The organism is Cupriavidus sp. 05L411 (genome assembly GCF_056398045.1).
This window is the reverse complement of record NZ_JBFTOQ010000009.1, coordinates 210,386-230,429: the sequence shown is the minus strand read 5'-3', so window position 1 is coordinate 230,429 and position 20,044 is coordinate 210,386. Positions and strand designations below refer to the sequence as shown.

Annotated in this window: 18 protein-coding genes; 6 read left to right on the top strand and 12 right to left on the bottom strand. The window is 66.6% G+C overall.

The window, feature by feature from the left end:
- Positions 1-30: 30 nt before the first annotated feature.
- Positions 31-624, bottom strand: a complete 594-nt coding sequence (locus tag AC1DQR_RS13855) for a hypothetical protein (RefSeq protein WP_416051259.1) — start codon at positions 622-624, stop codon at positions 31-33.
- Between the two features lie 261 nt (positions 625-885).
- Here AC1DQR_RS13855 and AC1DQR_RS13850 point away from each other — a divergent pair, with 261 nt between their 5' ends.
- Entirely contained in the window at positions 886-2,991 is a 2,106-nt protein-coding gene (locus tag AC1DQR_RS13850) for a ParB/Srx family N-terminal domain-containing protein (RefSeq protein WP_416051260.1), read from the top strand.
- A gap of 81 nt (positions 2,992-3,072) precedes the next feature.
- On the opposite strand, the gene AC1DQR_RS13845 is transcribed toward AC1DQR_RS13850, so the two are convergent.
- The 3 genes from AC1DQR_RS13845 to AC1DQR_RS13835 all read right to left on the bottom strand — a co-directional run bounded on the left by AC1DQR_RS13845 (position 3,073) and on the right by AC1DQR_RS13835 (position 5,874).
- The gene (locus AC1DQR_RS13845) at positions 3,073-4,062 is read right to left on the bottom strand and encodes a Bug family tripartite tricarboxylate transporter substrate binding protein (protein ID WP_416051261.1); all 990 of its coding nucleotides are present in this window, start codon (positions 4,060-4,062) and stop codon (positions 3,073-3,075) included.
- An 88-nt stretch (positions 4,063-4,150) separates the two neighbouring features.
- Positions 4,151-4,516, bottom strand: a complete 366-nt coding sequence (locus AC1DQR_RS13840; RefSeq protein ID WP_416051262.1) for an AtuA-related protein — start codon at positions 4,514-4,516, stop codon at positions 4,151-4,153.
- Positions 4,513-5,874 (bottom strand): acyclic terpene utilization AtuA family protein, encoded by a 1,362-nt coding sequence (locus AC1DQR_RS13835; RefSeq protein WP_477133159.1) that lies wholly within the window; start codon positions 5,872-5,874, stop codon positions 4,513-4,515. The genes AC1DQR_RS13840 and AC1DQR_RS13835 overlap by 4 nt, the downstream gene beginning before the upstream one ends.
- A gap of 161 nt (positions 5,875-6,035) precedes the next feature.
- On the opposite strand from AC1DQR_RS13835, the gene AC1DQR_RS13830 reads away from it, so the two are divergent.
- Positions 6,036-6,932: a LysR family transcriptional regulator gene (locus AC1DQR_RS13830; RefSeq protein WP_477133158.1), complete on the top strand. Its 897-nt coding sequence runs from the start codon at positions 6,036-6,038 to the stop codon at positions 6,930-6,932.
- A gap of 259 nt (positions 6,933-7,191) precedes the next feature.
- Here the strand turns inward: AC1DQR_RS13830 and AC1DQR_RS13825 are convergent, their stop codons facing one another.
- From AC1DQR_RS13825 to AC1DQR_RS13790, 8 genes are all read right to left on the bottom strand, one after another.
- On the bottom strand, positions 7,192-7,959 hold the full coding sequence (locus AC1DQR_RS13825; protein ID WP_183034760.1) for an SDR family oxidoreductase: 768 nt from the start codon (positions 7,957-7,959) through the stop codon (positions 7,192-7,194).
- Between the two features lie 23 nt (positions 7,960-7,982).
- On the bottom strand, positions 7,983-9,119 hold the full coding sequence (locus AC1DQR_RS13820) for an ABC transporter substrate-binding protein (RefSeq protein WP_477133157.1): 1,137 nt from the start codon (positions 9,117-9,119) through the stop codon (positions 7,983-7,985).
- A 249-nt stretch (positions 9,120-9,368) separates the two neighbouring features.
- The gene (locus AC1DQR_RS13815; protein WP_043352720.1) at positions 9,369-9,881 is read right to left on the bottom strand and encodes a hypothetical protein; all 513 of its coding nucleotides are present in this window, start codon (positions 9,879-9,881) and stop codon (positions 9,369-9,371) included.
- Between the two features lie 242 nt (positions 9,882-10,123).
- On the bottom strand, positions 10,124-11,560 hold the full coding sequence (locus AC1DQR_RS13810; protein ID WP_416051266.1) for an acetate kinase: 1,437 nt from the start codon (positions 11,558-11,560) through the stop codon (positions 10,124-10,126).
- Positions 11,561-11,665: 105 nt separating this feature from the next.
- Positions 11,666-12,913, bottom strand: a complete 1,248-nt coding sequence (locus AC1DQR_RS13805) for a hypothetical protein (RefSeq protein WP_416051267.1) — start codon at positions 12,911-12,913, stop codon at positions 11,666-11,668.
- 10 nt (positions 12,914-12,923) lie between these two features.
- On the bottom strand, positions 12,924-13,619 hold the full coding sequence (locus tag AC1DQR_RS13800; protein WP_150986442.1) for a C39 family peptidase: 696 nt from the start codon (positions 13,617-13,619) through the stop codon (positions 12,924-12,926).
- Positions 13,616-14,065, bottom strand: coding sequence for a hypothetical protein (locus tag AC1DQR_RS13795; RefSeq protein ID WP_416051268.1), 450 nt, complete (start codon positions 14,063-14,065; stop codon positions 13,616-13,618). The genes AC1DQR_RS13800 and AC1DQR_RS13795 overlap by 4 nt, the downstream gene beginning before the upstream one ends.
- 196 nt (positions 14,066-14,261) lie before the next feature.
- The gene (locus tag AC1DQR_RS13790; RefSeq protein WP_416051269.1) at positions 14,262-15,710 is read right to left on the bottom strand and encodes a hypothetical protein; all 1,449 of its coding nucleotides are present in this window, start codon (positions 15,708-15,710) and stop codon (positions 14,262-14,264) included.
- 661 nt (positions 15,711-16,371) lie between these two features.
- Here AC1DQR_RS13790 and AC1DQR_RS13785 point away from each other — a divergent pair.
- Genes AC1DQR_RS13785 through AC1DQR_RS13770 form a run of 4 tightly spaced genes read left to right on the top strand, consistent with a single transcriptional unit; the run spans position 16,372 to position 20,037 of the window.
- Positions 16,372-17,151, top strand: a complete 780-nt coding sequence (locus AC1DQR_RS13785; RefSeq protein ID WP_174426170.1) for a GntR family transcriptional regulator — start codon at positions 16,372-16,374, stop codon at positions 17,149-17,151.
- Positions 17,152-17,201: 50 nt separating this feature from the next.
- Positions 17,202-18,224, top strand: a complete 1,023-nt coding sequence (locus AC1DQR_RS13780) for a tripartite tricarboxylate transporter substrate binding protein (protein ID WP_416051270.1) — start codon at positions 17,202-17,204, stop codon at positions 18,222-18,224.
- Positions 18,221-19,528: a 3-isopropylmalate dehydratase large subunit gene (locus tag AC1DQR_RS13775; RefSeq protein ID WP_416051271.1), complete on the top strand. Its 1,308-nt coding sequence runs from the start codon at positions 18,221-18,223 to the stop codon at positions 19,526-19,528. The genes AC1DQR_RS13780 and AC1DQR_RS13775 overlap by 4 nt, the downstream gene beginning before the upstream one ends.
- Positions 19,525-20,037 (top strand): LeuD/DmdB family oxidoreductase small subunit, encoded by a 513-nt coding sequence (locus AC1DQR_RS13770; RefSeq protein ID WP_477133156.1) that lies wholly within the window; start codon positions 19,525-19,527, stop codon positions 20,035-20,037. The genes AC1DQR_RS13775 and AC1DQR_RS13770 overlap by 4 nt, the downstream gene beginning before the upstream one ends.
- The last annotated feature ends 7 nt before the right edge of the window (positions 20,038-20,044 follow it).

Sequence of the window (20,044 nt, the reverse complement as noted above, 5' to 3'; positions counted from 1 at the left end):
AGCCAGGCAACGCCACGTGCCGCTGCCTGATCAACGGCTGTTTTGCGCCGCGCCGGAACGCAGATACGCCAGCGCCGGTGCCAACTGTGCCAGTGCCGGAGCCTGCGCGCAAACATGCGCGGCAGTGCTCCAGGGATAGGGCAGGCGGGCCAGCCACCCGTCGAGCACCTGTTGTGCGGTGTCGGCGAGCAACACGTCCATGGCCTCGATCACGATGGTGAGTGCCTGCACGCGCCGGGCGCCATCTTGCCCGGAGAACTCCCACGCGTAGCTGCCGCAGCCCACGCGCACACCGCCGCTGGCCTTGTCGGTCATGCCTACCAGCCAGTCGCAGCCATAGCGTTGCGCGTCGGCTGCGGGCGGAGCCTCCGCCAGGCAGAACGTGTAGACGTTGTCGTAGCTCTGGCCAAAGCGCCGCACCAGCACGTCGCTGATCGTGGCCAGGCCTTCACTGCGTGCCGGGAACACGATGGCCTCGGACTTGACCGTCATCTCCAGCGTGGCATCGGCAGCGAAGGCGTGCGCCATCAGATGGGGACGGTTCTCATCCTTGGCGCGGATATAGGTGCGGATCAGGGCCTGGGGATCGAGGGAGCCGGAAAACGTCGATGCGGGTGCGTTCATGGGTGCCTTTTGCGTAGTTGGCGGCATGGTAGCCCGTCTCCCGCGCCAGCGGTGGCGCAGCCCTCCCGCCAGCAAGGTTGCTTCGGAATGCGCCGATTCCCGCGATCGCACCGGCCTGGTTGCCTTTGCTTCAAGACTTTTCGTCACGAGCACGTCATCAAGCCGACATAGATTGTGGCCCTGCCGCCGCCCGCCCCCACAGGCGGGCGGCAAACGAGAACACACGAGAACAAACGAAAACAACGAACGGGTGAAAGATCGATGATCAAGCGAAAGCAATGGGCTGCAGTGGCCTGTACCCTGGCAACGGCAGCGCTGGCCGCCTGCGGCGGCGACGGCAACCAGACGCAGGCTGCGCAAGCAGGCGGCGGCGGCACCGGAGGCAATGGCAGCAATGGCGGCGCGGTGACGCAGCCGGCCGCGCTCACGCCACTGGCGGGCGGCTCGCTCTATGTCGGCGCGGTGAGCTTCGGCGATACCGTGTCCGTTGCGCTCGACCAGCCGGCCGCCGGCCAGGTCACGCTGCGCTTTCTCGATTCCCGCTTTGGCCTGGGCGGCACGCTCGTGGGCAGCTACACGCGTAGCGGCGACACCTACAAAGTCACCAAGCTGGCGGCAGCCAGTGCCGACGTACCCGCGGCCCTGGCCACCGCCGCGAGCGCCATCAGCTTTGAGTTCGTGGTCGATGCCGGCGTGCTGTCCGGTGCGCTGGGCCAGGTGCCCAACCTTCTCGCGGGCGGCGGCGTGCTGCTCCAGGGCCACGTGAGCGCGGCCAACAAGGGCGCGCAACTGAGCGATGTCGCGGGCGTCTACAACTATCTGCGCCAGGCAGGCACCACGGCCGCCGTGGGACAGGTCAAGATCTCCGCGGACGGGACGGTGCGCGCCTGCGCCGCCGCCTATGCTGACAATTGCGCCGGCGGCGAAAACGGCACGCTCGCCGCGGACGCCGACCAGCAGCGCTTCCCCGGCGCCTTCGCGGTGACGCTGGGCGGCAGCAAGATCGGCCGCCTCTTTGTGGCACGCCAGGATGGTCAGGCAACGCTGTTCGTCGACGAAGCTGCCAGCAATGCCGACGGCAGCCCGCGCAACGGCAGCTGGGTGCTCAAGAGCGCGCAGGCCGTTGCCGCTGGCGCCGCCGACGGCGACTGGCTATGCGCCGAGCCCGAGCTGGACGACGGCAACGCGGCCACTGGCCGCACCCGCCGCAACATCGTGTCGATCGCGGGCAACCGGCTCGCCGCCGACAATATCGCCACCGACGTCGCGCTGAACTACAACGCCGCCATCGGGGCCAGTGGCGCCATCGCCACCGGTGCCAACGGGCTGATCTCCGGGACCTGGCAGGACACCGTCGCCGCCCAGCCGCAAGCCGCGTCGCTGGCGCTGCTGCCGGTCACCGCCAAGCTGGCCTACCAGTTGCGCGATGTGCCCGGCGCCAAGCGCCGCCTCCAGAGCGTTTGCACGCCGCTGGCCGCGCAAACCCCGACCACCACCTACCTGCAAGCCAAGGCCGGCGATATCGTGCAGGTCACGCTGGCCGACCTGCGCCCGACCCAGCCGGCCATCGGCTTCGACCAGATCTACTACAAGCTGGGCCGCTACGCGGCCGACCCGGCCAAGAAGTTCGATGATGCCTGCGAGGCCAACGGCCAGAACAAGGCCAGCACGACGACCGCTGCCTCGCGCCTGGACAACCTCGCCTCCTTCACCTGCACCAAGGCGGTCGGCAACAAGCCTGCGGATATGAAGACCATGGTGATCGGCCCGGCGGGCAAGCCGTACCTGACTGACGGCCATCACACCTTCACCAGCGTGTGGGAGGCTACCGACGGCGGCCCGCAGGCGAAGATGTGGATCAAGGTGCAGGACAACCTGGCCACGCAGGACCGCGCCACGTTCTTCCGCACGCTACGCGAGCGCAAGCTGATGTGGCTGAGGGACACCGCCAACCGCCCGACCACACCGGCCGAACTGCCGCCGGCGCTCGGCCTGCGCAACGGCCTGGGCAATGACCGCTATCGCTCGCTGGTGTATTTCACGCGCGACATCGGCTACCAGCAACTGGCGGACGCCACGGAGTTCACGGAGTTTTACTGGGGTGACTGGCTGCGTCAGCGCGTCAACCTGGACAACTACCGCCTGGACGACACCACGAGCTACCTGAGCGCCGTGCGCGCAGCGGCCACCGCCATGGTGGCGCTGGCCCCCGCGGATCCGGTGAGCAGCGGCAAGACCGCCGTGGCGCTGGGCGGGCTGACGGTGCTCAACGAGACGGAGTTCACGGCGTTGTCGCAGCCGGTGGGCAGCGCCAAGCCCGGCAAGCTGCCGTATGCGGTGGGCTACAAGGCGACGCTGGCCCAGTAAGCTGGCCCGGCTGCCTCGCCGTGCAGGTGGATCGCACGGCGAGGCCGCGCAACGACGCCAGAGTCTTTTTGAAATGGCCTCTTATTCGGGCTGGATGTTGGCGGCCTTGATAATGCGGCCCCACTTGGCCGATTCCTGCGCCTGGAACTTGGCCAGTTCTGCGGGCGTGCTGGTGAACACGTCGGTGCCGGTGGACTGGTAGAAATTTGCCGCCGTCTCGCTCCTGGCGGCCTTCACCATCAGGGCGTTGAGCTTGTCCACCACCGGCTGCGGCGTCTTGGCCGGCGCGTAGGCGGCGAACCAGTAGCTCATCTCATAGCCCTTGACGCCGGCTTCGTCGATGGTCGGCACGTTGGGCGCCAGCGGCGAGCGCGTCTTGCCCGACACACCGAGCGCCTTGAGCTTGCCGCTCTTGACCTGGGGCAGGCCGGTGGCGGTATCCGTGATCATCATCTGGATCTGGTTGCCCAGCAGGTCGGTGATGGCCAGCGGGTTGCTCTTGTAGGGCACGTGCAGCAACTGCACATGCGCCATCTGCTGGAACAGCTCCCCGGCAATGCGCGAGGACGAGCTGCCGCTGCCAAAGCTGAGCTTGCCCGGCTCCTTCCTGGCCAGCGCGATGAATTCCCCCACATTGTTGACCGGCAACTGCGGGTTGACCACCATGATCTGGCCGCCACGGCCCAGCGCGGTCACCGGCACATAGTCCTTGACCGGATCGTAGGGCAGCTTCTTGAACAGATGCTCGTTGGCCGCATGCGTGGTGTTGGTGCTGATCAGCACGGTATAGCCGTCCGGGCTGGCCTTGGCCACGTCGCTGGCAGCGATAAAGCCGTTGGCGCCGGGCTTGTTGTCGACCACCACCGTCACCTTGGCATCGACCGTAATGGCCTGGCCGATCGCGCGGGCGAGCTGGTCCGTGGCGCTGCCGGCGGCGAACGGCACCACGAAACGAATCGGCTTGTCCGGAAACTCCGCCTGCGCCGGGCCGGCCAGCAGCGCGAGCGCCGCGGCGGCGGCGATGCCGGTGACCACTTTCAGGCGGGAAGCGGGCTTGGTGTATGCGGACATCTTTGGTCTCCTGTTCGAATCTGGAATCGTTCTGGTTTGTCGTTCTGGTATGTCGCTTTACTTCGGTGTTCTGCTTCGGTGTTCTGCTTCAGCCGGCGCCGGCCAGCCGCGGGGGCAAAGGGATTTCCAGTTGCAGCAGCAGGAAAGACAGTGCCTTGCCGTGCGTATCCAGGTTGAGGGCATCGTTCACGCCGCCATCGAGCACGCCGTCGATGACGAAGTTCATCGCCTGCAGCGAGGACACCAGGTAGCGCTTGACCGCCGCTGGCTGGCGGTAGCGGAACAGCGCCGCCACCGCGTCCTCGGTGACATGCGCGACAAGGTGGTCGAAGTCGCGCGCGTCGTAGGCGATCACGCTGATGTTGGAGCGATCCCCCTTGTCGCCCGTGCGTCCGTGCGCGAGCTGGTAGAGCGCGATGGTGGTACGGGTAGCGGTAGCGGCGGTTGCGTTCATGGCAGCAGGGAGTGGCTTGCGGTGACGGCGCTGCGCGGCACCAGGCAGGACATGGCGTTCAGCCGCGCGCGCAACGCGGTGCGCACACCGCCCCCGCCGGCGGGGCCGCAGGTGTACAGCGCATTGACTTCACGCAGCAGCGCTTCGGCCACGGGCTTGTCCTCATGGGCCAGCGCAGCGCGCAGGCGTACGTCCTGCGCCTGTGCCTCGCCGGGTTGTGTTTGTTGCAGCAGGCGGCCGCCATCGTCGGCAAAGACGCTCAGCACACCGATCAGGTCGAAGCGGATCGGCACCGCATGGCCGAGCAGGTCCATGCGCTTGCGCACGATCTGCGCAGCCAGGCGTGCGCGCGCCGCCGCGTTCGGGCCGGCGTAGGAGATCTCGCCTTCCGCGATCCAGCCGCCTTCGTAGAACAGGTTGGCCTTGAGCTGCTCGGGCCGCTCGCGGCCACGCACATTGCGCACCGCCACGCGGTCCGGGCCAATCTGCTCGACCGTGGCCGCGCTGATGTCGGCGACGACGTCGGGCGTCAGATAGGCGGCGGGGTCGTGCACCTCGTAGAGGAGCTGCTCCTTGACCGTGCGCAGGTCCACGCAGCCGCCCGTATCCGCCGCCTTGCCCACTTCGATATTGCCGTCTTCGTCCAGGCGCACGATGGGATAGCCGACGGCGTGCACATCGGGCACGTCCTTCATGCTGGGATCGGCGAAATAGCCGCCGGTGACCTGCGCCCCGCATTCCAGCAAATGCCCGGCCATGGTGGCGCGCGCCAGGCGGTCCCAGTCCTGCCACGACCAGCCAAAATGCGCCATGGCCGGGCCCACTGCCAGCGCGGGATCCGCCACGCGGCCGCACACCACTACCTGCGCGCCGGCGCGCAGCGCATCGGCAATGCCCTGCGCGCCAATGTAGGCGTTGGCGCAAACGAAGCGCGCCTCCGGAAAGCCCGCGCCGACAATCTTGCGCAGCACCGCGCGGCCCGCATCGTGCGAGAGATCGTCGCCCTCCACCACCGCCACCCGCGGCGGTGCCAGGCCCAGCTCCGCCGCCAGCGCGCGCACGCGCTGCGCCGCAGCATGGGGATTGGCCGCGCCGAAATTGCCGACGATGGGGATGCCGTTGGCCAGGCACAGCCCCAGCACCGGCGAGAGCAAGGCGTCGAGCAGGGGCTCGTAGCCGTGGGCGGGATTGTTGCGGCGCGCCAGCTGGGCCAGCGCCAGCGTGCGCTCGGCCAGCGTCTCGAACATCAGCACGGCCGGCCCGCCCGCTGCGATCAGCGTGCGCACCACGGGCAGGGCGGCGTCGGTGCGGTCGCCGGAGAAGCCGGCGCCGGAGCCGATCAGCAAAGGGGCGGTCATAGGATGAATGCCTGGTGAGAACCGGGTGAACAAAGGCTGGCCGCGCGCGGGAATGCCGGCCGATGCGGCTATTCTAGACGCGCCACCGTCAACCAAAAAGCGGATAATTTGGATTAATCTATCGACTTTCCAGATTAAACCGAAGCCGCTGGCGCTTGCCAATGAACCTCTCAGTCAAACACCTGCGCGCCTTTGTGGCCCTGGTCACGCACCGCAATTTCACCCGCGCGGCGCAGGCCTGCCACTTGTCGCAATCCGCCTTCAGCGCGCTGATCCAGACGCTGGAGGAGCAAGCCGGCACGCGGCTGTTCGAGCGCACCACGCGCCATGTGGAGCTTAGTGTGGAAGGACGGCGCTTCGAAGACGTGGCGGCGCGGCTGCTGGCCGATTTCGAGACCGCCTTCGCAGAGCTGCGCGACCATGCCGAACGCCGCAAAGGACGCGTCTCGATCGCCGCGCTGCCCTCGCTGGCGGCAGGCGACCTGCCGCCGATCCTGGCCGCCTTCCACCAGCGCTACCCCGGCATCACCATCGAACTGTTCGACCTGCTGGCGGACGGCTGCATCGACCTGGTCAGGCGCGGCCGCGCGGATTTTGCGCTGGCGCCCGCCCCCGCGCAGGATGGCGACCTGCGCATCGAGCCCCTGGTAACGGACACCTTCCACCTGGTCTGCCCCGCCGGCCATCCCCTGGCCAGCCGGCGGCGCGTGACACCCCAGGCGCTGGCTGGCCTGCCCTTTATCCAGCTCTCCCGGACCAGCAGCGTACGCCAGCACCTGGATGCCGCGCTGCATCCGCTCAAGCTCAACGGGGTCATGGAAGTGGAACACCTGGCCACCGTAGCCGCGCTGGTAGCCGCCGGACTTGGCGTGACCGTGGTGCCAGCCCTGGCGCTATTCCAGTTCCAGCAAGAAAGCCTGGTCATCCGGCCCATGCAGCTGCCATCGCTGGTGCGGGATATTTGCCTGGTGCGGCTAAGGGAAAGAAGCGATTCAACGGCAGCCGCCGCGATGATCGAAGCGCTGCAAGCCCATTTCAAGAAGAGGAAGGCAGCCTGAGGAGGCGCTTACAGGCCCGCCGAAACCAGGCGGAAAAGAGGGACCCATGTCTGAGTATCGCCTTAAGGCGATGCGAGTTTGGGTCCCGGCCGCTCTTTTGGCCTGACGACGAGGAGTCTTTCGCCCCATCCGGGTCGCTTCTTTGCCTACTTTCTTGGCGAGACAAGAAAGTAGGTCGCCGCCCCGCAGGGGTGGTGAAACTGACTTTGACTTTGACTTTGACTTCAAGCAGTCCGCAGCCAAAACCCAAAATCAAAAATCAAAAATGCGCCAGATACCCCCCATCCACCGCCAAAACATGCCCAGTAACATATGAAGCCGCCCCCGAAGCCAGAAAAACCACCGCCCCCGCAATCTCCTCCGGCTGCCCCCACCTCCCAAGCGCAGTCCTCTGGCGCAACCACTCGGCAACGCCGGCATCATCCACCATCGGCTGATTGGGCTCGGTAGCAAAATACCCAGGCGCAACCGCATTCACAGTCACCCCGTCGCGCCCGAGATCCGCTGCCATGGCGCGCGTCAGCGCATCGAGCCCACCCTTGGTAGCGGGATACAGCACATCGTTGGCACGCGCCACCTGCCCCGCAATCGAGCTGACATTGACGATGCGCCCGTAGCGCCCGCGCCGCATCAGCTGCGCCGCGTGGCGGCACAAGGCGTAAGGCGCCACCAGGTTGGTCTCCAGCATCTCGCGCAGGTCCGCCGCGTCCAGGTGCGCCATATTGCTGCGGTTGCGCGCGCCGGCGTTGTTGACGAGGATATCCAGGCGGCCATGCGTGGCATCGATGTGGGCGAAGGCGGCGTCGACCGCGGCCGCATCGGTGACGTCGAGCACCAGCGGCTCGGCGCGGCCGCCATCAGCGGCCAGCGCGGCAACGGCGGCATGCACGCGCTCGGCGTTGCGCGCGGCGACGATGACGTGTGCGCCGGCCTGCGCCAGCCCGGCGGCAATCGCCTGGCCCAGGCCTTGCGCGCCGCCGGTGACCAGCGCCACGCGGCCTTCGAGGGAAAAAGGTAAGGTAGCCATGCGGCGACTATACCGCAGCGAGCTTAGCGGATCAGCTTGCCGGTGGACGACACGATCGACATTTCGACAAATGACGAACCCGTATGCCGCGTCGGGCTGTAGCTGATCAGGATGCCGCCGAGGTCATAGTCGCGCAGGCTCTCCAGCGAGCCGACCAGCCGCTCGCGCGTCAGGTCCGGCCCGGCACGGCGCAAGCCCTCTACCAGTACCTTGGCCGACATGAAGCCCTCCATCCCGGCATTGCTCGGGTCCACGCCTTGCTGCCGCGCCAGGCTGCGGTATTCGCTGGCAATGCTCATCTGGCTGGAATTGGTGCCTGGCACCACCTGCGTGATGATCAGGCCGCGCGCATCCTCGCCGAGCTCCTTGATAAAGGAATCGGCAGCGTTGTTGGACAGCGTGACGAACTGCGCCTGGCTGCCACCGCGGCGCAGTTCCTTGATCAGGCGCGCCGCCTCGGAGCCGGAGCCGATGACCAGCACCGCTTGCGGGTTGGCCTTGTTGATGGCGGTGACACCGGCCTGGATATCGCCCATCGGGCGCGCAAACGAGGCACTGGCCGCCGGCTGCACGCCGCGCGCCTGCAGCGCGGTGCTGAAGCCTTCGAACACGTCCTGGCCAAAGCCGTCGTTGGCGTAGAAGATGGCGATGCGGTTCATGCCCGAGGTGGCAAGATGGTTGATTGCGCGGGCCACCTCGTCCTGGTACTTGGCGCGTACGTTGAACACGTAGCGGTTGACCGGGCGGTGCAGGGTGATGGCGCCGGTCAGCGGCGCCACCAGCGGCACCTTCTCGGTGTTGACAATGGGCAGGATGCTCTCGTTCTGCGGCGTGCCGCGCACCATGAAGAGCGCGAACACCTTGTCTTCCTGGACCAGCTTGCGCACATTGTCGGGCGTGCGCTTGGCGTCGAAACCGTCGTCGTACGTCACCAGTTCGATGCGCCGCCCTCCTACACCGCCGTTGGCGTTGACCGTTTTCAGGTAGACCTGCGCCCCGGCGATCTGCTCCTTGACCGAGCCCGCCACCGGCCCCGTCACCCCGGCCGATTGACCGATCTTGATGGTGGTCCTGGTGACCCCTTGCTCGGCCTGTGCCAACGGCGCAAGCCCACCCAGCGTGGCGGCCAGCAGGCCGCACGCCATCCATGTTGTCTTCATCTCCGACCCCTCGTTCGCTTGCGAATCTTTTGCTTTGTCATGCGCGCCACGGATAGGCGCGGCGACAAGCAAATTACCTCAAAGCGAGGCGATTCGGCAAATCGCTGTTGCAAAAGCGGCGAGGGAGGGCTCGGCTGGGGAAATATCGGGCGCTGGCCCGCCGAGGCAGGCGGCCCTCAGGCCGCCGAGCCTCGGCGTGACAACCGGACCGTCCTGCCCATCAGGATGAGGGCAAGCGCGAGTGAGAACTCAGGGAAAGGCGGGTACGGCGGGATCCAGCCCGGCGAAGCGGGCTTCCGGATGGGCCGATTGCAGCAGCGCTTCGATTTCCTCGATGCGGCCACGCGGCACGTCCACCATCAGCAGGATCTTGCCTTCCTCGATGTCTTTTTCGAAGGCCTTGTGCCGGCTGTTGGGCGCGGAGCAGCCGATCATGCTGGACGCCCAGGCGCCGAACACCGCGCCTAGCACCGCCAGCACGCCAACCAGGCCCCATTGCGGGGTCTCGCTGACGATCGGAAACATCGCCACCAGCGCACCCGCCACGATGCCGATGCCGCCGCCCACCATCAGCCCCATCTCGGCGGCATGGACGATATCGGAAGTCTGGAACAGGTTGGCTTCGTGCAAGCCGCTCATATCGGCGCCATCGCGCGCAACAAAGTGGATGTGGCTGTTCTCGATGCGAGCCAGCAGCAGGTCGTCCATGGTGCGGCGAGCACTCGCAAGATCGGGCAACAACCAGAAGATACGTTTGCGCATGACTCTCTCCTCGCTTCAGGCCACGTCAGGCCGTTTCGGACTATCCCGGCAGCGGTGTGCATGCGGAGTCGCCTTCACGCAGCCATGCCAAGCCAGATGGTGGAGGTGCATCCGTATCCGCCCTGGGGACGGGTTTTTTCATTTGTACGCCAGTCGCGGGGGGAGCGCAAGGCAACATCGCAGCGATGCCGCCCACGCGTCACCTCGCGCCGTTTTCCGCCCGTTCGTGTACGCGCCTTGCATCAGAATGTGATCGGCAAGCGCACGGTTACCGTCAGGTTTGGCGTATCGGTGGTAAGCCCGGCGCCGACCGATACGTTCAGCGTGTACCGGCTGTTGAACCGATAGGAATAGCCCACCAGCAAGGTGCCTTGCGTCACTCGCACCGAGCCCGGCACGGTCGAGCCGTTCTGCTTGGTCGGCCAGATGATGCTCTGGTCGTAGCCGATACTGAACGAGGCATGCTCGTTGAGCGAGAGGCCGATACCAAAATTGAAGCCGAAGATGTCACCCGGCGCGATCTTGCCGAGCGGCTCCTGTTGCCCGTTCAGTACCGTGCGGCTGACATTGTCCCGTGCGAAATTGTGCAGATAGCTGAAGGTGCCGAAGAACACCGCCGGGTCGGTCGGCAACAACCACGTAATGCCTGGCTGGATCGCCTGGAAGCCGGTACCCGTGGGCAGCCCCAGCGGCAGGCCGGTGCCGGTGGTATTGCCCACGCAGCGCGTCACGCAATCGGTCACCACATCGAAGGGGCTCTTGCCGGTGGCGGACTTGTAGCGCAGCCAGCCGATGAAGTACGGCATTTTCTCGTTGCCATAGTTGATCTGGTAGCGCACCGTCGCCTCCACGTCGCCCAGCCCCTTGCCGCTGGCATTGAAGACGTTATCGACCGCGGTGCCGGTGAAGACTTCACGGCTGATCGTCGAGCCGGAACTCTGCACGTAGGGCACCTTGGCCTCGATCTCCAGGCGCTTGGTGAGGCCGTAGCGCAACGCGACGGCTTCGATGTAGGTCGAGGTCTTGACCTCGCGCACATCGATCAGGCCGATCAGGATCGCGGGGATGATGGTGTAGCCAACCAGCGCCACCCGGTTGCTGGACGAATATCCGTACTGGAAGCTTGGCTCGACCACCAGCTTGCCGGCGGGTGTCAGCACGCCGGGCTGGTCGAAGATCGGCGCGATCGCAGGAGGGGCTGTGGTGGCTTCGGGTGGTTTGCCCACCGGCTGCTCGTCGCCGGCGAGAGCCATCTGGGTGCTGTCCTGCGCACTGTTCTGGTTGGTGTTAGGGGGACTGTCGCTGGCTTGCGGCAGGTTGTTGGTATTGGGCAAGCCTTGCGCGCCCGCCGAGCCGGCAGCGGCGGCAGCGGCATTGGTGGCGGTATCGCCAGGGGTCACGCCGCCGGTGCCGGGCGCGCGCTGGCCGCCGCGCTTTCTCGCCAGCACGTCGGTGCCCAGCACGCTGCGCAACTCGCGGATGGTGGCCTCCTGCTCCGCCATCGAGCGCTTCATCTGCTCCAGGGTGGCGGCCTGTTCGGTCACCTCCCGCTTTAGCGCTTCCAGCTTTGCCGCGGCTGGTCCTTCGTCGGGTGGGGTCTGGCCCTGTGCCATCCCGCCCAGCAACAGCAATGTCGAACACCCGGCCTGCCGGATGCCTCGCAGCGACCCTTTTTTCATTTCGCCTTCCTCCCCCGGACGGCGGACTACTCTGTACAGGAGTCCGCAACCTGCTTAACCCGTACTGCCTCTCTCTTTGCGCAACTTGCTGCCAGTCGCCCGTCTTCAATGCCTGCCGGCTGCACTGAGCAATGCACTGTTCAACGTCGCGTTGGCCACCTGGGCGCGGAATGCCTGCAAGGTGTTAACCCCTGCGTTGATGGTCACCAAGTTCTGGATCGACTGATTGTTCAACGTGTTCTGAATCACCGTCACCGGCGCACCGGCCAGCATGCTCGCCGCGGCGCTATTGCCTGGCCCGTTCTGTATCAGGCTCAGGACGCCGTTGGTAGTTACCGCGGCACCGGCCGCCGCGATCGCTGTCGCCGGCAGGCTGGTCACCACGGTGCCCGCGCTGGCGCTGGCACTGGTGCCGGTACTGCTACTGCTGCCTCCTGCTGCGCTGCTGCCGTTGGCCCCGCTGGTGCCGGCTGTCACGGGATTGGAAGCCAGCGCGTTGCCCACGGCCGTGGCCGCCGCGGCCCCGGCGCCGGTCGCTATACCGAGTGCCGCGGCCAACCGTGTCGCCTGATCGGCGGTGATGCGGCTTACATCGGGAATAGTAAGACTGGTTGACACCACCAATGCCCCGTTGATGAGCACGGAGCGTTCGATACCGAACGAAACCTGCAGCCCGCTGCCAACGTCGAAGCCGCCACGCAGGTCATCCAGGCGCTCCTGCGCCACGGGTTTCCAGCTCGCCATGGTGGTGCGAGCCGCGTGCACTTGCGGTGCCGGTGGTTGCGCGCGCGCGGCGTCAGGCCCCGCGACGGCGGGGTCGCCGGACGCCTCGGCGGCCGGCCGCGCGGCTGCGGCAAAGCCGCCGCGCAGATCTTGCAGGTGTTTGTCCGCCACCGGCTTCCAGGCAACCGTGTCTGCCCGCGCCGCCGCCGGTGGTGCCGCGGCCTGGAGATCCGTGGTATCCGATGGACCGGATGGCTCGGATCGCCCGGATGCGGCCTCGAGCGTGCCGCTGCTATCTGTCGTGGGATCCAGCGCGACTTCGGCGGGGTGCTCCGCCAGGGGCGCCGCAATGGGTTCTTGCTGGGCCGGCGTCCGACCGGCCATGCTGCCGAGCGCGGCAGCCAGGTAAGGGTTATCAGTTCGGTTATCGGTTTGCTCTGGCACGGCCGGCGCTACGGCAAGGCCGGCGGGTCCGGATGCGCTATGCAAGTCGAACGCTTCGATCCCGGTGCCTTCGTCGGCCCGCGCTTGCCCGGCGCAGGCCAGGCCAGCGCCCAGCAACACCACTGCGGTGGCCGAACCGGCCCCGCCGCGGCGGCGCTGTGCTGGCTTTGAGGATGTCTGGAACATGGTACGTTCCTTAGAAGTCGCTACCGCCATGCGAAGGCATGACGGTGAAGTACAGACTATCCCGGTTGATGCCCATCGAATAAGGGCCGCTTGGAGCTATGCGCCAGTCGGCTGCGAGATTGAACCGCGCCGATTCCTCGCGGTTGTGAATCACGAACAGCAAATGGCTGTCCCAGATCTGCTCGAAGTGCTCGCGCGACAGCGCGCGCGTGCCCAGCGCCGGATCTCCGACCAGCACGCGGTTGCCATGCACGCCCTTGACCACGACGAAATGGTGGTAGCCGTTCTCGATCACCAGCACGATGGCCGGGATCTGGGTTTCCTCCAGCTTGGAAAGCGGCAACTCATAGCCGTCGGCCAGGAAGCCGCGCGACTCCAGAAAGCGTTTCATATCCAGCAGCGAGAAGCCCTCCTGCCGGATCTTGGCTTGGTCGCCGTTGACGTACATGTTCTGGAACACCGTCTGCTCGCTCACCGGATAGCCGTACTGGTAGGTAAGCAGTGTCGCCACGGCGGCGGAGCCGCAACTGAAGTCGTATTGCTGGCGAATGGTGGTCTTGTACCGCGCCTCCTTGAGGCTGGTCACCCGCACGCTGTAATAATTGCCGCCGTCACCCGTGACGACGGCATAGTCGGCCCAGGCCAGCGGTGCGCTGGCCGAAGCCAGCAGCAGCGCGGCCTGCAAAAGCAGCTTGCGCAACGTCATGGCTTGAACTGGACGTTAATGATGGTCGCGTTCTGGATCAGCACATTGGAACCCGTGTTCTGGATCACGGTCGGCAAACCCGCGGCACTGGCGAAAGACCCTTCGGCAATGCTGTTGGAGCCGCTGATCACACGGTTGGCGCTGTTGTCTGCTACCGTGCCGGCCAGACGCATGTCATTGACCACGAGCTCGGAGCCGCCACGGATATCCTGCAGTTTGTCGCTGCCGACAGGCTTGCCGAAACCGGCGAGAACGCCGCGCTCACGCGCGGTCGCGGGAGGCGTTTGGTCCGGGGCCGCCGCGCTGTGCTCCGTGACGGTTCCGGTGTTGACCGCAGGCACTGCGGCAGATGGCCCGGCGGGCTGCGGCTCGGCGTAGGCCTGCAGGCCAGGCCAAACCAGGATTGCTGTCGCCATCGCGATGACAGCGGAGCGGACCGATCGCATTGGTGTCTCCTTCAGCCTTCCGTATGGCGTCTCCATCCTGACGCTCACACAAGAGACGAGTGGACTCTTCGTCGAATGGGCATCCCGTACACGTACAACGCGCCGGAATGCCCTAAGTTGCCGGAGTCAAGCCGTGCCGGCGGGACGTGCGCGCGGGCCATCCACCCGCTGCGCACGCCACCGCCACGCACTTGCCTTACTTGCCGACCGCCAGGTTGGCCTGGACGTTGACGCTTTGTTGCACCAGCGAAGCGAAGCCGCTGTTTTGGTTGGCGATCATGATGCCCGCTGCCGACTGACCGACGCTGGTCATGGTGTTGGACATATTGAAGGTGCCAGCATTGACAGAGTTGCTACCGCCGGCGCCGCCGGCTCCACCCACTGCGCCATTGCCAGTGCCACCGGTGCCGCCCATGCCCACGCCACCAGCGCCACCGGCGCCGGATGCCGCGCCAACCGCGCCGTTGCCGGCCGTTGCGCTGCCGTTGCTGGCCATGGTCGATGCGCCGCCATTGGTCGCGCTGCCGCCTGCACCGCCGTTACCGGCCACGCTGGTTTGGGCACCGCCCGCGCCGCCCGTACCAGTGGCTGCGCCAGCAGTAGAGGTCGCCGCGCCGCCGCTACCCGAACCGCCTGCGCCGCCCGTGCCGCCGGCTGCACCGCCGGTAGCCACAGCCGTGCCAGCGCCACTGGAGCCACCAGCGCCACCCGATGCCGATGCGGCGCCACCGGTCGCAGTAGCCGTACCGGCACTGCCGTTGCCACCACTTCCATTGTTGCCCCTGGCTCTGCTGTCGCCACCGACGCCAACGCTTGCCGCAAGCGCGCCACCGCCATCACTACCGGCGCTACCGCCCTTGCCGCCGCTGCCCGTCTTTGCCGCGCCGAGCGCGCCGCCGCCGTCACTGTAAACACTGCCGCCCTTGCCACCCAGGCCAGCACTGCCAGCGAGCGAATCGCCACCAGACGCCTTGGCGTTGCCGCCATCGCCGCCCCAACCAATGGCCTTGCCGCCATTGCCGCCGTCGCCTGCATTGGCGCTGCCGTTGGAGGCATAGCCTGCCGTGGCGCTGCCGTTGGTAGCCGAACCGCCGCTGCCGCCGTTGCCGCCATTGCCGCTGTTGCCGCCATTGCCACCCGTGCCGCCCTTGCCGGTGCCGCCGTAACCAGCGCCGCCCTTGCCACCGGCGCCGCCATTCGCGTTGCCGTTGTTGGTGGCAACGTTGCCGATATTGCCGATCGAGATACCGCTCACCGAGCCAGATAGCTTGCTGATTGCGATGGCCTTGCTACTGTTGAAGGAGTTGGTGAAGTTGGCGGTGGCCGTGCTGCCGTTGTTCGCGCCAGCGTTGCCATAGCCAGCGTCGAAGGTGACCTTGCCCTTGTTATCGGCGTTGGTCTTGGTAACGGTGGTGTTCTTGGTCGAGGTCTTGGTGTCTACCTTGGTGTGAGTGCTGGAATCCTGCCACGCCGTGGAGTTCTCGTTTGCCGCAGCGCCACTACCAGACTGAGTTGAAGTTGCAGTGGCTGTTTGTGTGTTGCTGCCATCTGATTTCGCGCTATTGTTGTTCGTCGGATTGGCCCAGGCCTGACCGCCAGCCCCAAGGGCTAAAGCAATCGCCGACGCAAGTAAGGTCTTTTTCATACAAAGCTCCCAGGAGGATGTCACAGCGGCTCAGCCTCGCTCCGGCACTCGGGGAGAACGCCGGCTAAAGGCTCAGGTCCGGCATTCCGCCAAACCAGCCTCTCATTGCGCATAATCAGTGCCAGGGAGTGGCTCAAATCCCGTAATCCCTTGAAACACAAGGGCTAAAAAGCCATCCAATCAGCCTTTCTCTAGCTTCCTGAGGACGGGCGCGGGCGCCGCCGCTGTGAACCGCACACGACATGTCACACAGCTGTGACACCGCCGGACGCACTGCATGGCCAGGCTTTCCCCGGGACAGCCGAAAATCCCCTGCTATCAGGCCTTTAGCGAGGTTCCAAAGGAAAACCCTCGGCCGCAGGCGCTGTATCGCGAGTGAAACACGCCTCGCTGCCGGTGCACTGGTCGCCGCTCGCGACGGGTCTCAACCCTTCGGATGACACCCGGCGTTGCAGTCCGGCACGGCATGCGTTGCCCTGCCGCGCAGCGGCTTTCATGTATGGAAATTGCGCTGCATGCTGCCTATGCGGTGCGCGCGCGCAACGCCTTCGCACCGTCAAAGTAACTAATAAGCAACATCTGGCAACATGACTAGGCTCTATGTCTGATTTAAAGTACATTAAGGCTAATTCAAACCTGTCGCCCAATCACAAGGGAAACCATGAGTGAAGCCGTCGTTCCCCTGTATCACCAGATTTACGTGGTACTACGCCAACAGATCGTGGAAGGCCGTTTTGGTCAAGGCCCCTTGCCCGGTGAAATCGACCTCGCCAAGCAGTTTCACGCCTCGCGCGTGACCATGCGGCGCGTGTTCGATCGCCTGGTGCAGGAGGGTCTGGTGCGCCGTCACCGTGGCCTTGGCACCTTCGTCAACCCGCATCCGATCAAGCCGGTCACGCTCGGCGACCGGCCCGGCAGCCTGCTCGACAACATCATCGACATGGGTCAGAAGACCTCGGTCAAGGTGATCTCGATCGACGATGTGCATGCCACTCCGGAAGTCGCCGAAGCGCTTGGCCTGCAGCCAGGCGACCCGGTGGTCAAGGTGGTACGCGTGCGTCACTACGGCAGCCGCCCGCTGTCGCACATCACAGCGTATCTGCCGGCCGACCTCGGCCGCGGCCTGAACCGCAAGGATCTCGAGATCACGCCGATGCTGCGCCTGCTCGAGGCCGCGGGCGTGAAACTTGGGCGCGCCAGCCAGACGCTCTCGGCCCGGCTGGCCGACGTGGTGGTGGCGCCGTTGCTGGACGTGCCAGTGGGCGGTGCGCTGCTGGCGGTGCGCCGCGTGGTGCTGGACAAGGCTGGTCGCCCGGTGCAATTCCTGCTTGGCCAATACCGTCCGGACCGCTACGAATACCGCATGGAACTCTCTCCCGCCGGTGGCGACAGTGCCAACGTGTGGGTGGAGAGCGAAGCACGAACGGGGCTGCGCGAGTAAGGAAAGCAAGCGATACTGCACGCTCACGATCTTCCTGGAAGGAAACCGCGATGCCTGCTCCCCGCATGGGCCGACCACTCTCCCAAGCGCTCACACGCCCCTCGCGCCGCAAGGCAATGCGCGGGCTGCTCGCCGCCAGCCTTGGCTTGCTTGCGCAGGCGCCGTCGGCGCGCGCCCAGGTGGCCGGGCGCAAACCCATCCGCATCCTGGTGGGGGCGCCCGCCGGGGGCACCACGGACACGCTGGCGCGCACCATCGCCCAGGAGATGTCCCGGGAGCTGGACCAGCCCGTGCTGGTGGAAAACCGCCCGGGTGCCGGCGGCAATATCGCCGCCGACCTGGTCGCCAAGAGCGCGCCGGACGGCACTACCTTGCTGATGAGCTTCACCAGCCACACCATCAACGCCACGCTGTACAAGAAGCTGCCCTTCGACCCGGTCCAGGATTTCACGCCGATCACGCTGGTGGCGACCGTCCCCAGCGTGCTGGTTGCCACACCGAGCCTGCCCGCGAATAACATCCCGGAATTGATCCAGCTGGCCAAGAGCAAGCCCGGCAAGCTGAATTTTGCGATCGGCTCGGTGGGTTCCTCCGTGCATCTGGCCGGCGACATGTTCAAGATGATGACGGGCACCTACATCGTCAACATCCCCTACAAGGGGACCGCGCCGGCCATTACCGACCTGCTCTCGGGCCAGGTCGACCTGATGTTCGCCAGTACCTTCAACGTGCTCCCGCATGTCAGGACCGGGAAACTCAAGGTGCTTGGCGTCACCAGCCCGGCGCCGCTGCCGCAGTTCCCTGGCGTCGCGCCGATCGGCGCCACCGTCAAGGGGTTCGAGTCCAGCGCCTGGTTCGGCCTGTTCGGCCCCGCTGGCCTGCCACCGGACGTCTTGCAGGCGCTTTACCAGGCTGCCCGGAGGGGCCTTGAGGCGCCCGCGGTACGCAAGCGCCTGGAGCTCGACGGCGCGCAGCCGGTCGGCAATTCGCCAGAGGCCTTTGCCGCCTTCGTGCGCAATGACATCAAGCGCTGGGCCAAGGTGGTCAAGTATTCGGGAGCCACGCCGGAATGAGACCGCTCGCCGGGCCCGCCCACACGCCGGCCACGTTGGCGCAAAAGCTGGTTGCGCGGGCTGCCGGCCTCGAGAGGGTCACGCCGGGCACCATCGTGACGTGCCGGGTGGACCTGGCCATGTCGCACGATTCCAGCGGCCCGCGCCGGGTGGCGCCACTGCTTCGCGAACTGGGCGCCAAAGTGTGGGACCCGGAGCGCTATGTGGTGGTGACCGATCACTACCTGCCCGCAGCTGATCCCGAGGCAGAGGCCATCGTGCGCTTCACCCGCGACTGGGTCCGCGAGGCACGCCTGCCTAACTTCATCGACGGCGAAGGCATCTGCCACCTGGTATTGCCCGAACACGGCCACGTGCTGCCGGGACGCTTCATCGTGGGCGGCGACAGCCACAGCCCCACCGGCGGCGCGTTCGGGGCGTATATGTTCGGCATCGGCGCGACCGAGATGGCCGGCGTGCTGGCCACCGGCGAGATCTGGTTGCGCGTGCCGCATACCATCCGCCTGCAATGGGACGGCAAGCTCTCGGCCGGGGTTTGCGCCAAGGACATCATGCTGTTCCTGTGCGGCCGGCTGGGACTGGATGGCGGCCGCTATGAAGCCATCGAGTACACCGGCGAGGCCGTGACGGCCCTGCCCATGCAGGAACGCATGACGCTGACCAACATGAGCGCCGAACTTGGCGCACAGACCGGCCTGATCGCGCCCGACGCCACCACGCGGGCCTGGCTGGCGCAGGCCGGCGTGCCCGCCGCGAAGCTCGACGCCATCGCGCTCTCTCACTGGCGCACCGAGCCCGGTGCGCCGGTGCTGGCGAGCCACCGCTTCGACGCAGCCGCACTGGCGCCGCAGGTGGCCGCGCCGCATTCGCCAGCCAACACCGGCCCGGTCGACCAGGCCGCCGGCCAGCGCGTGGACATCGCCTACCTGGGCGCCTGCACCGGCGCCAAGCTGGAAGACCTGCGCATGGCTGCCAGCGTGCTGCGCGGCCGGCGCGTGGCGCCGGGGGTCACATTGCAGGTGGCGCCCGCCTCGCTGCGCGACCAGCGCCAGGCCGAAAGCGAGGGCACGCTGGCCATCCTGCTGGACGCCGGGGCGCAATTGCTGCCCAATGCGTGCAACGCGTGCGCGGGCTATGGTCCCTCCCGCTTTCCTGCCGACAGCCGCGCCATCGCCTCGACCGCGCGCAACTTTGCCGGTCGCATGGGCGAAAGCGGCAGCGCGGTCTGGCTGGCTTCGCCGCTGACCGTGGCGGCGTCCGCCGTCACCGGAAGCATCACCGACCCGCGCGGGTTGCTGCCATGAGCCCAGCCCCCATCCCCCCCCTTCCTGGCGGCCGGATCTGGCGCTTTGGCGACAACGTGGATACCGACCAGATGGCACCCGGCACCCATATGAAGGGCGGCGTCGAAGAGATTGCCCGCCACTGCCTGGCCGGGCTGCGCCCCGAGTTTCCAGCCGCGGTGCGCCCCGGCGACCTGCTGGTGGCCGGGCGTAACTTTGGCGTGGGTTCCTCGCGCGAGCAGGCGCCACAGGCACTGCGCCATCTCGGCCTGGCCGCGGTGATCGCGCCGTCTTTCGCTGGCCTTTTCTACCGCAACGCGATCAATCTGGGCCTGCCGGTGCTGGTCTGTCACGACGCCACGCGCTTGGTGGATGGCGGTGCGGCGCGGCTGGAACTCGGGCAGGCTTGCCTGGTGCTGCCCGATGGCAGCCGCGTGGCTTGCGAGCCGATCCCCGAATTCCTGCGCGCCCTGCTGCAGGCCGGCGGGCTGGTGCCGCACCTGAAGGCCAGGCTGGCGGCGCAGCGCTAAAGGCGCC

Excerpts from the sequence above, each read along its gene's own strand:
- AC1DQR_RS13785 (WP_174426170.1), top strand. The coding sequence starts at position 16,372 with ATGAGTGAAGCCGTCGTTCCCCTGTATCACCAGATTTACGTGGTACTA.
- AC1DQR_RS13775 (WP_416051271.1), top strand. The coding sequence starts at position 18,221 with ATGAGACCGCTCGCCGGGCCCGCCCACACGCCGGCCACGTTGGCGCAA.
- AC1DQR_RS13805 (WP_416051267.1), bottom strand. The coding sequence starts at position 12,913 with ATGTTCCAGACATCCTCAAAGCCAGCACAGCGCCGCCGCGGCGGGGCC.
- AC1DQR_RS13830 (WP_477133158.1), top strand. The coding sequence starts at position 6,036 with ATGAACCTCTCAGTCAAACACCTGCGCGCCTTTGTGGCCCTGGTCACG.
- AC1DQR_RS13855 (WP_416051259.1), bottom strand. The coding sequence starts at position 624 with ATGAACGCACCCGCATCGACGTTTTCCGGCTCCCTCGATCCCCAGGCC.
- AC1DQR_RS13790 (WP_416051269.1), bottom strand. The coding sequence starts at position 15,710 with ATGAAAAAGACCTTACTTGCGTCGGCGATTGCTTTAGCCCTTGGGGCT.
- AC1DQR_RS13770 (WP_477133156.1), top strand. The coding sequence starts at position 19,525 with ATGAGCCCAGCCCCCATCCCCCCCCTTCCTGGCGGCCGGATCTGGCGC.
- AC1DQR_RS13810 (WP_416051266.1), bottom strand. The coding sequence starts at position 11,560 with ATGAAAAAAGGGTCGCTGCGAGGCATCCGGCAGGCCGGGTGTTCGACA.
- AC1DQR_RS13840 (WP_416051262.1), bottom strand. The coding sequence starts at position 4,516 with ATGAACGCAACCGCCGCTACCGCTACCCGTACCACCATCGCGCTCTAC.
- AC1DQR_RS13820 (WP_477133157.1), bottom strand. The coding sequence starts at position 9,119 with ATGAAGACAACATGGATGGCGTGCGGCCTGCTGGCCGCCACGCTGGGT.
- AC1DQR_RS13835 (WP_477133159.1), bottom strand. The coding sequence starts at position 5,874 with ATGACCGCCCCTTTGCTGATCGGCTCCGGCGCCGGCTTCTCCGGCGAC.
- AC1DQR_RS13850 (WP_416051260.1), top strand. The coding sequence starts at position 886 with ATGATCAAGCGAAAGCAATGGGCTGCAGTGGCCTGTACCCTGGCAACG.
- AC1DQR_RS13845 (WP_416051261.1), bottom strand. The coding sequence starts at position 4,062 with ATGTCCGCATACACCAAGCCCGCTTCCCGCCTGAAAGTGGTCACCGGC.
- AC1DQR_RS13825 (WP_183034760.1), bottom strand. The coding sequence starts at position 7,959 with ATGGCTACCTTACCTTTTTCCCTCGAAGGCCGCGTGGCGCTGGTCACC.
- AC1DQR_RS13815 (WP_043352720.1), bottom strand. The coding sequence starts at position 9,881 with ATGCGCAAACGTATCTTCTGGTTGTTGCCCGATCTTGCGAGTGCTCGC.
- AC1DQR_RS13795 (WP_416051268.1), bottom strand. The coding sequence starts at position 14,065 with ATGCGATCGGTCCGCTCCGCTGTCATCGCGATGGCGACAGCAATCCTG.
- AC1DQR_RS13800 (WP_150986442.1), bottom strand. The coding sequence starts at position 13,619 with ATGACGTTGCGCAAGCTGCTTTTGCAGGCCGCGCTGCTGCTGGCTTCG.
- AC1DQR_RS13780 (WP_416051270.1), top strand. The coding sequence starts at position 17,202 with ATGCCTGCTCCCCGCATGGGCCGACCACTCTCCCAAGCGCTCACACGC.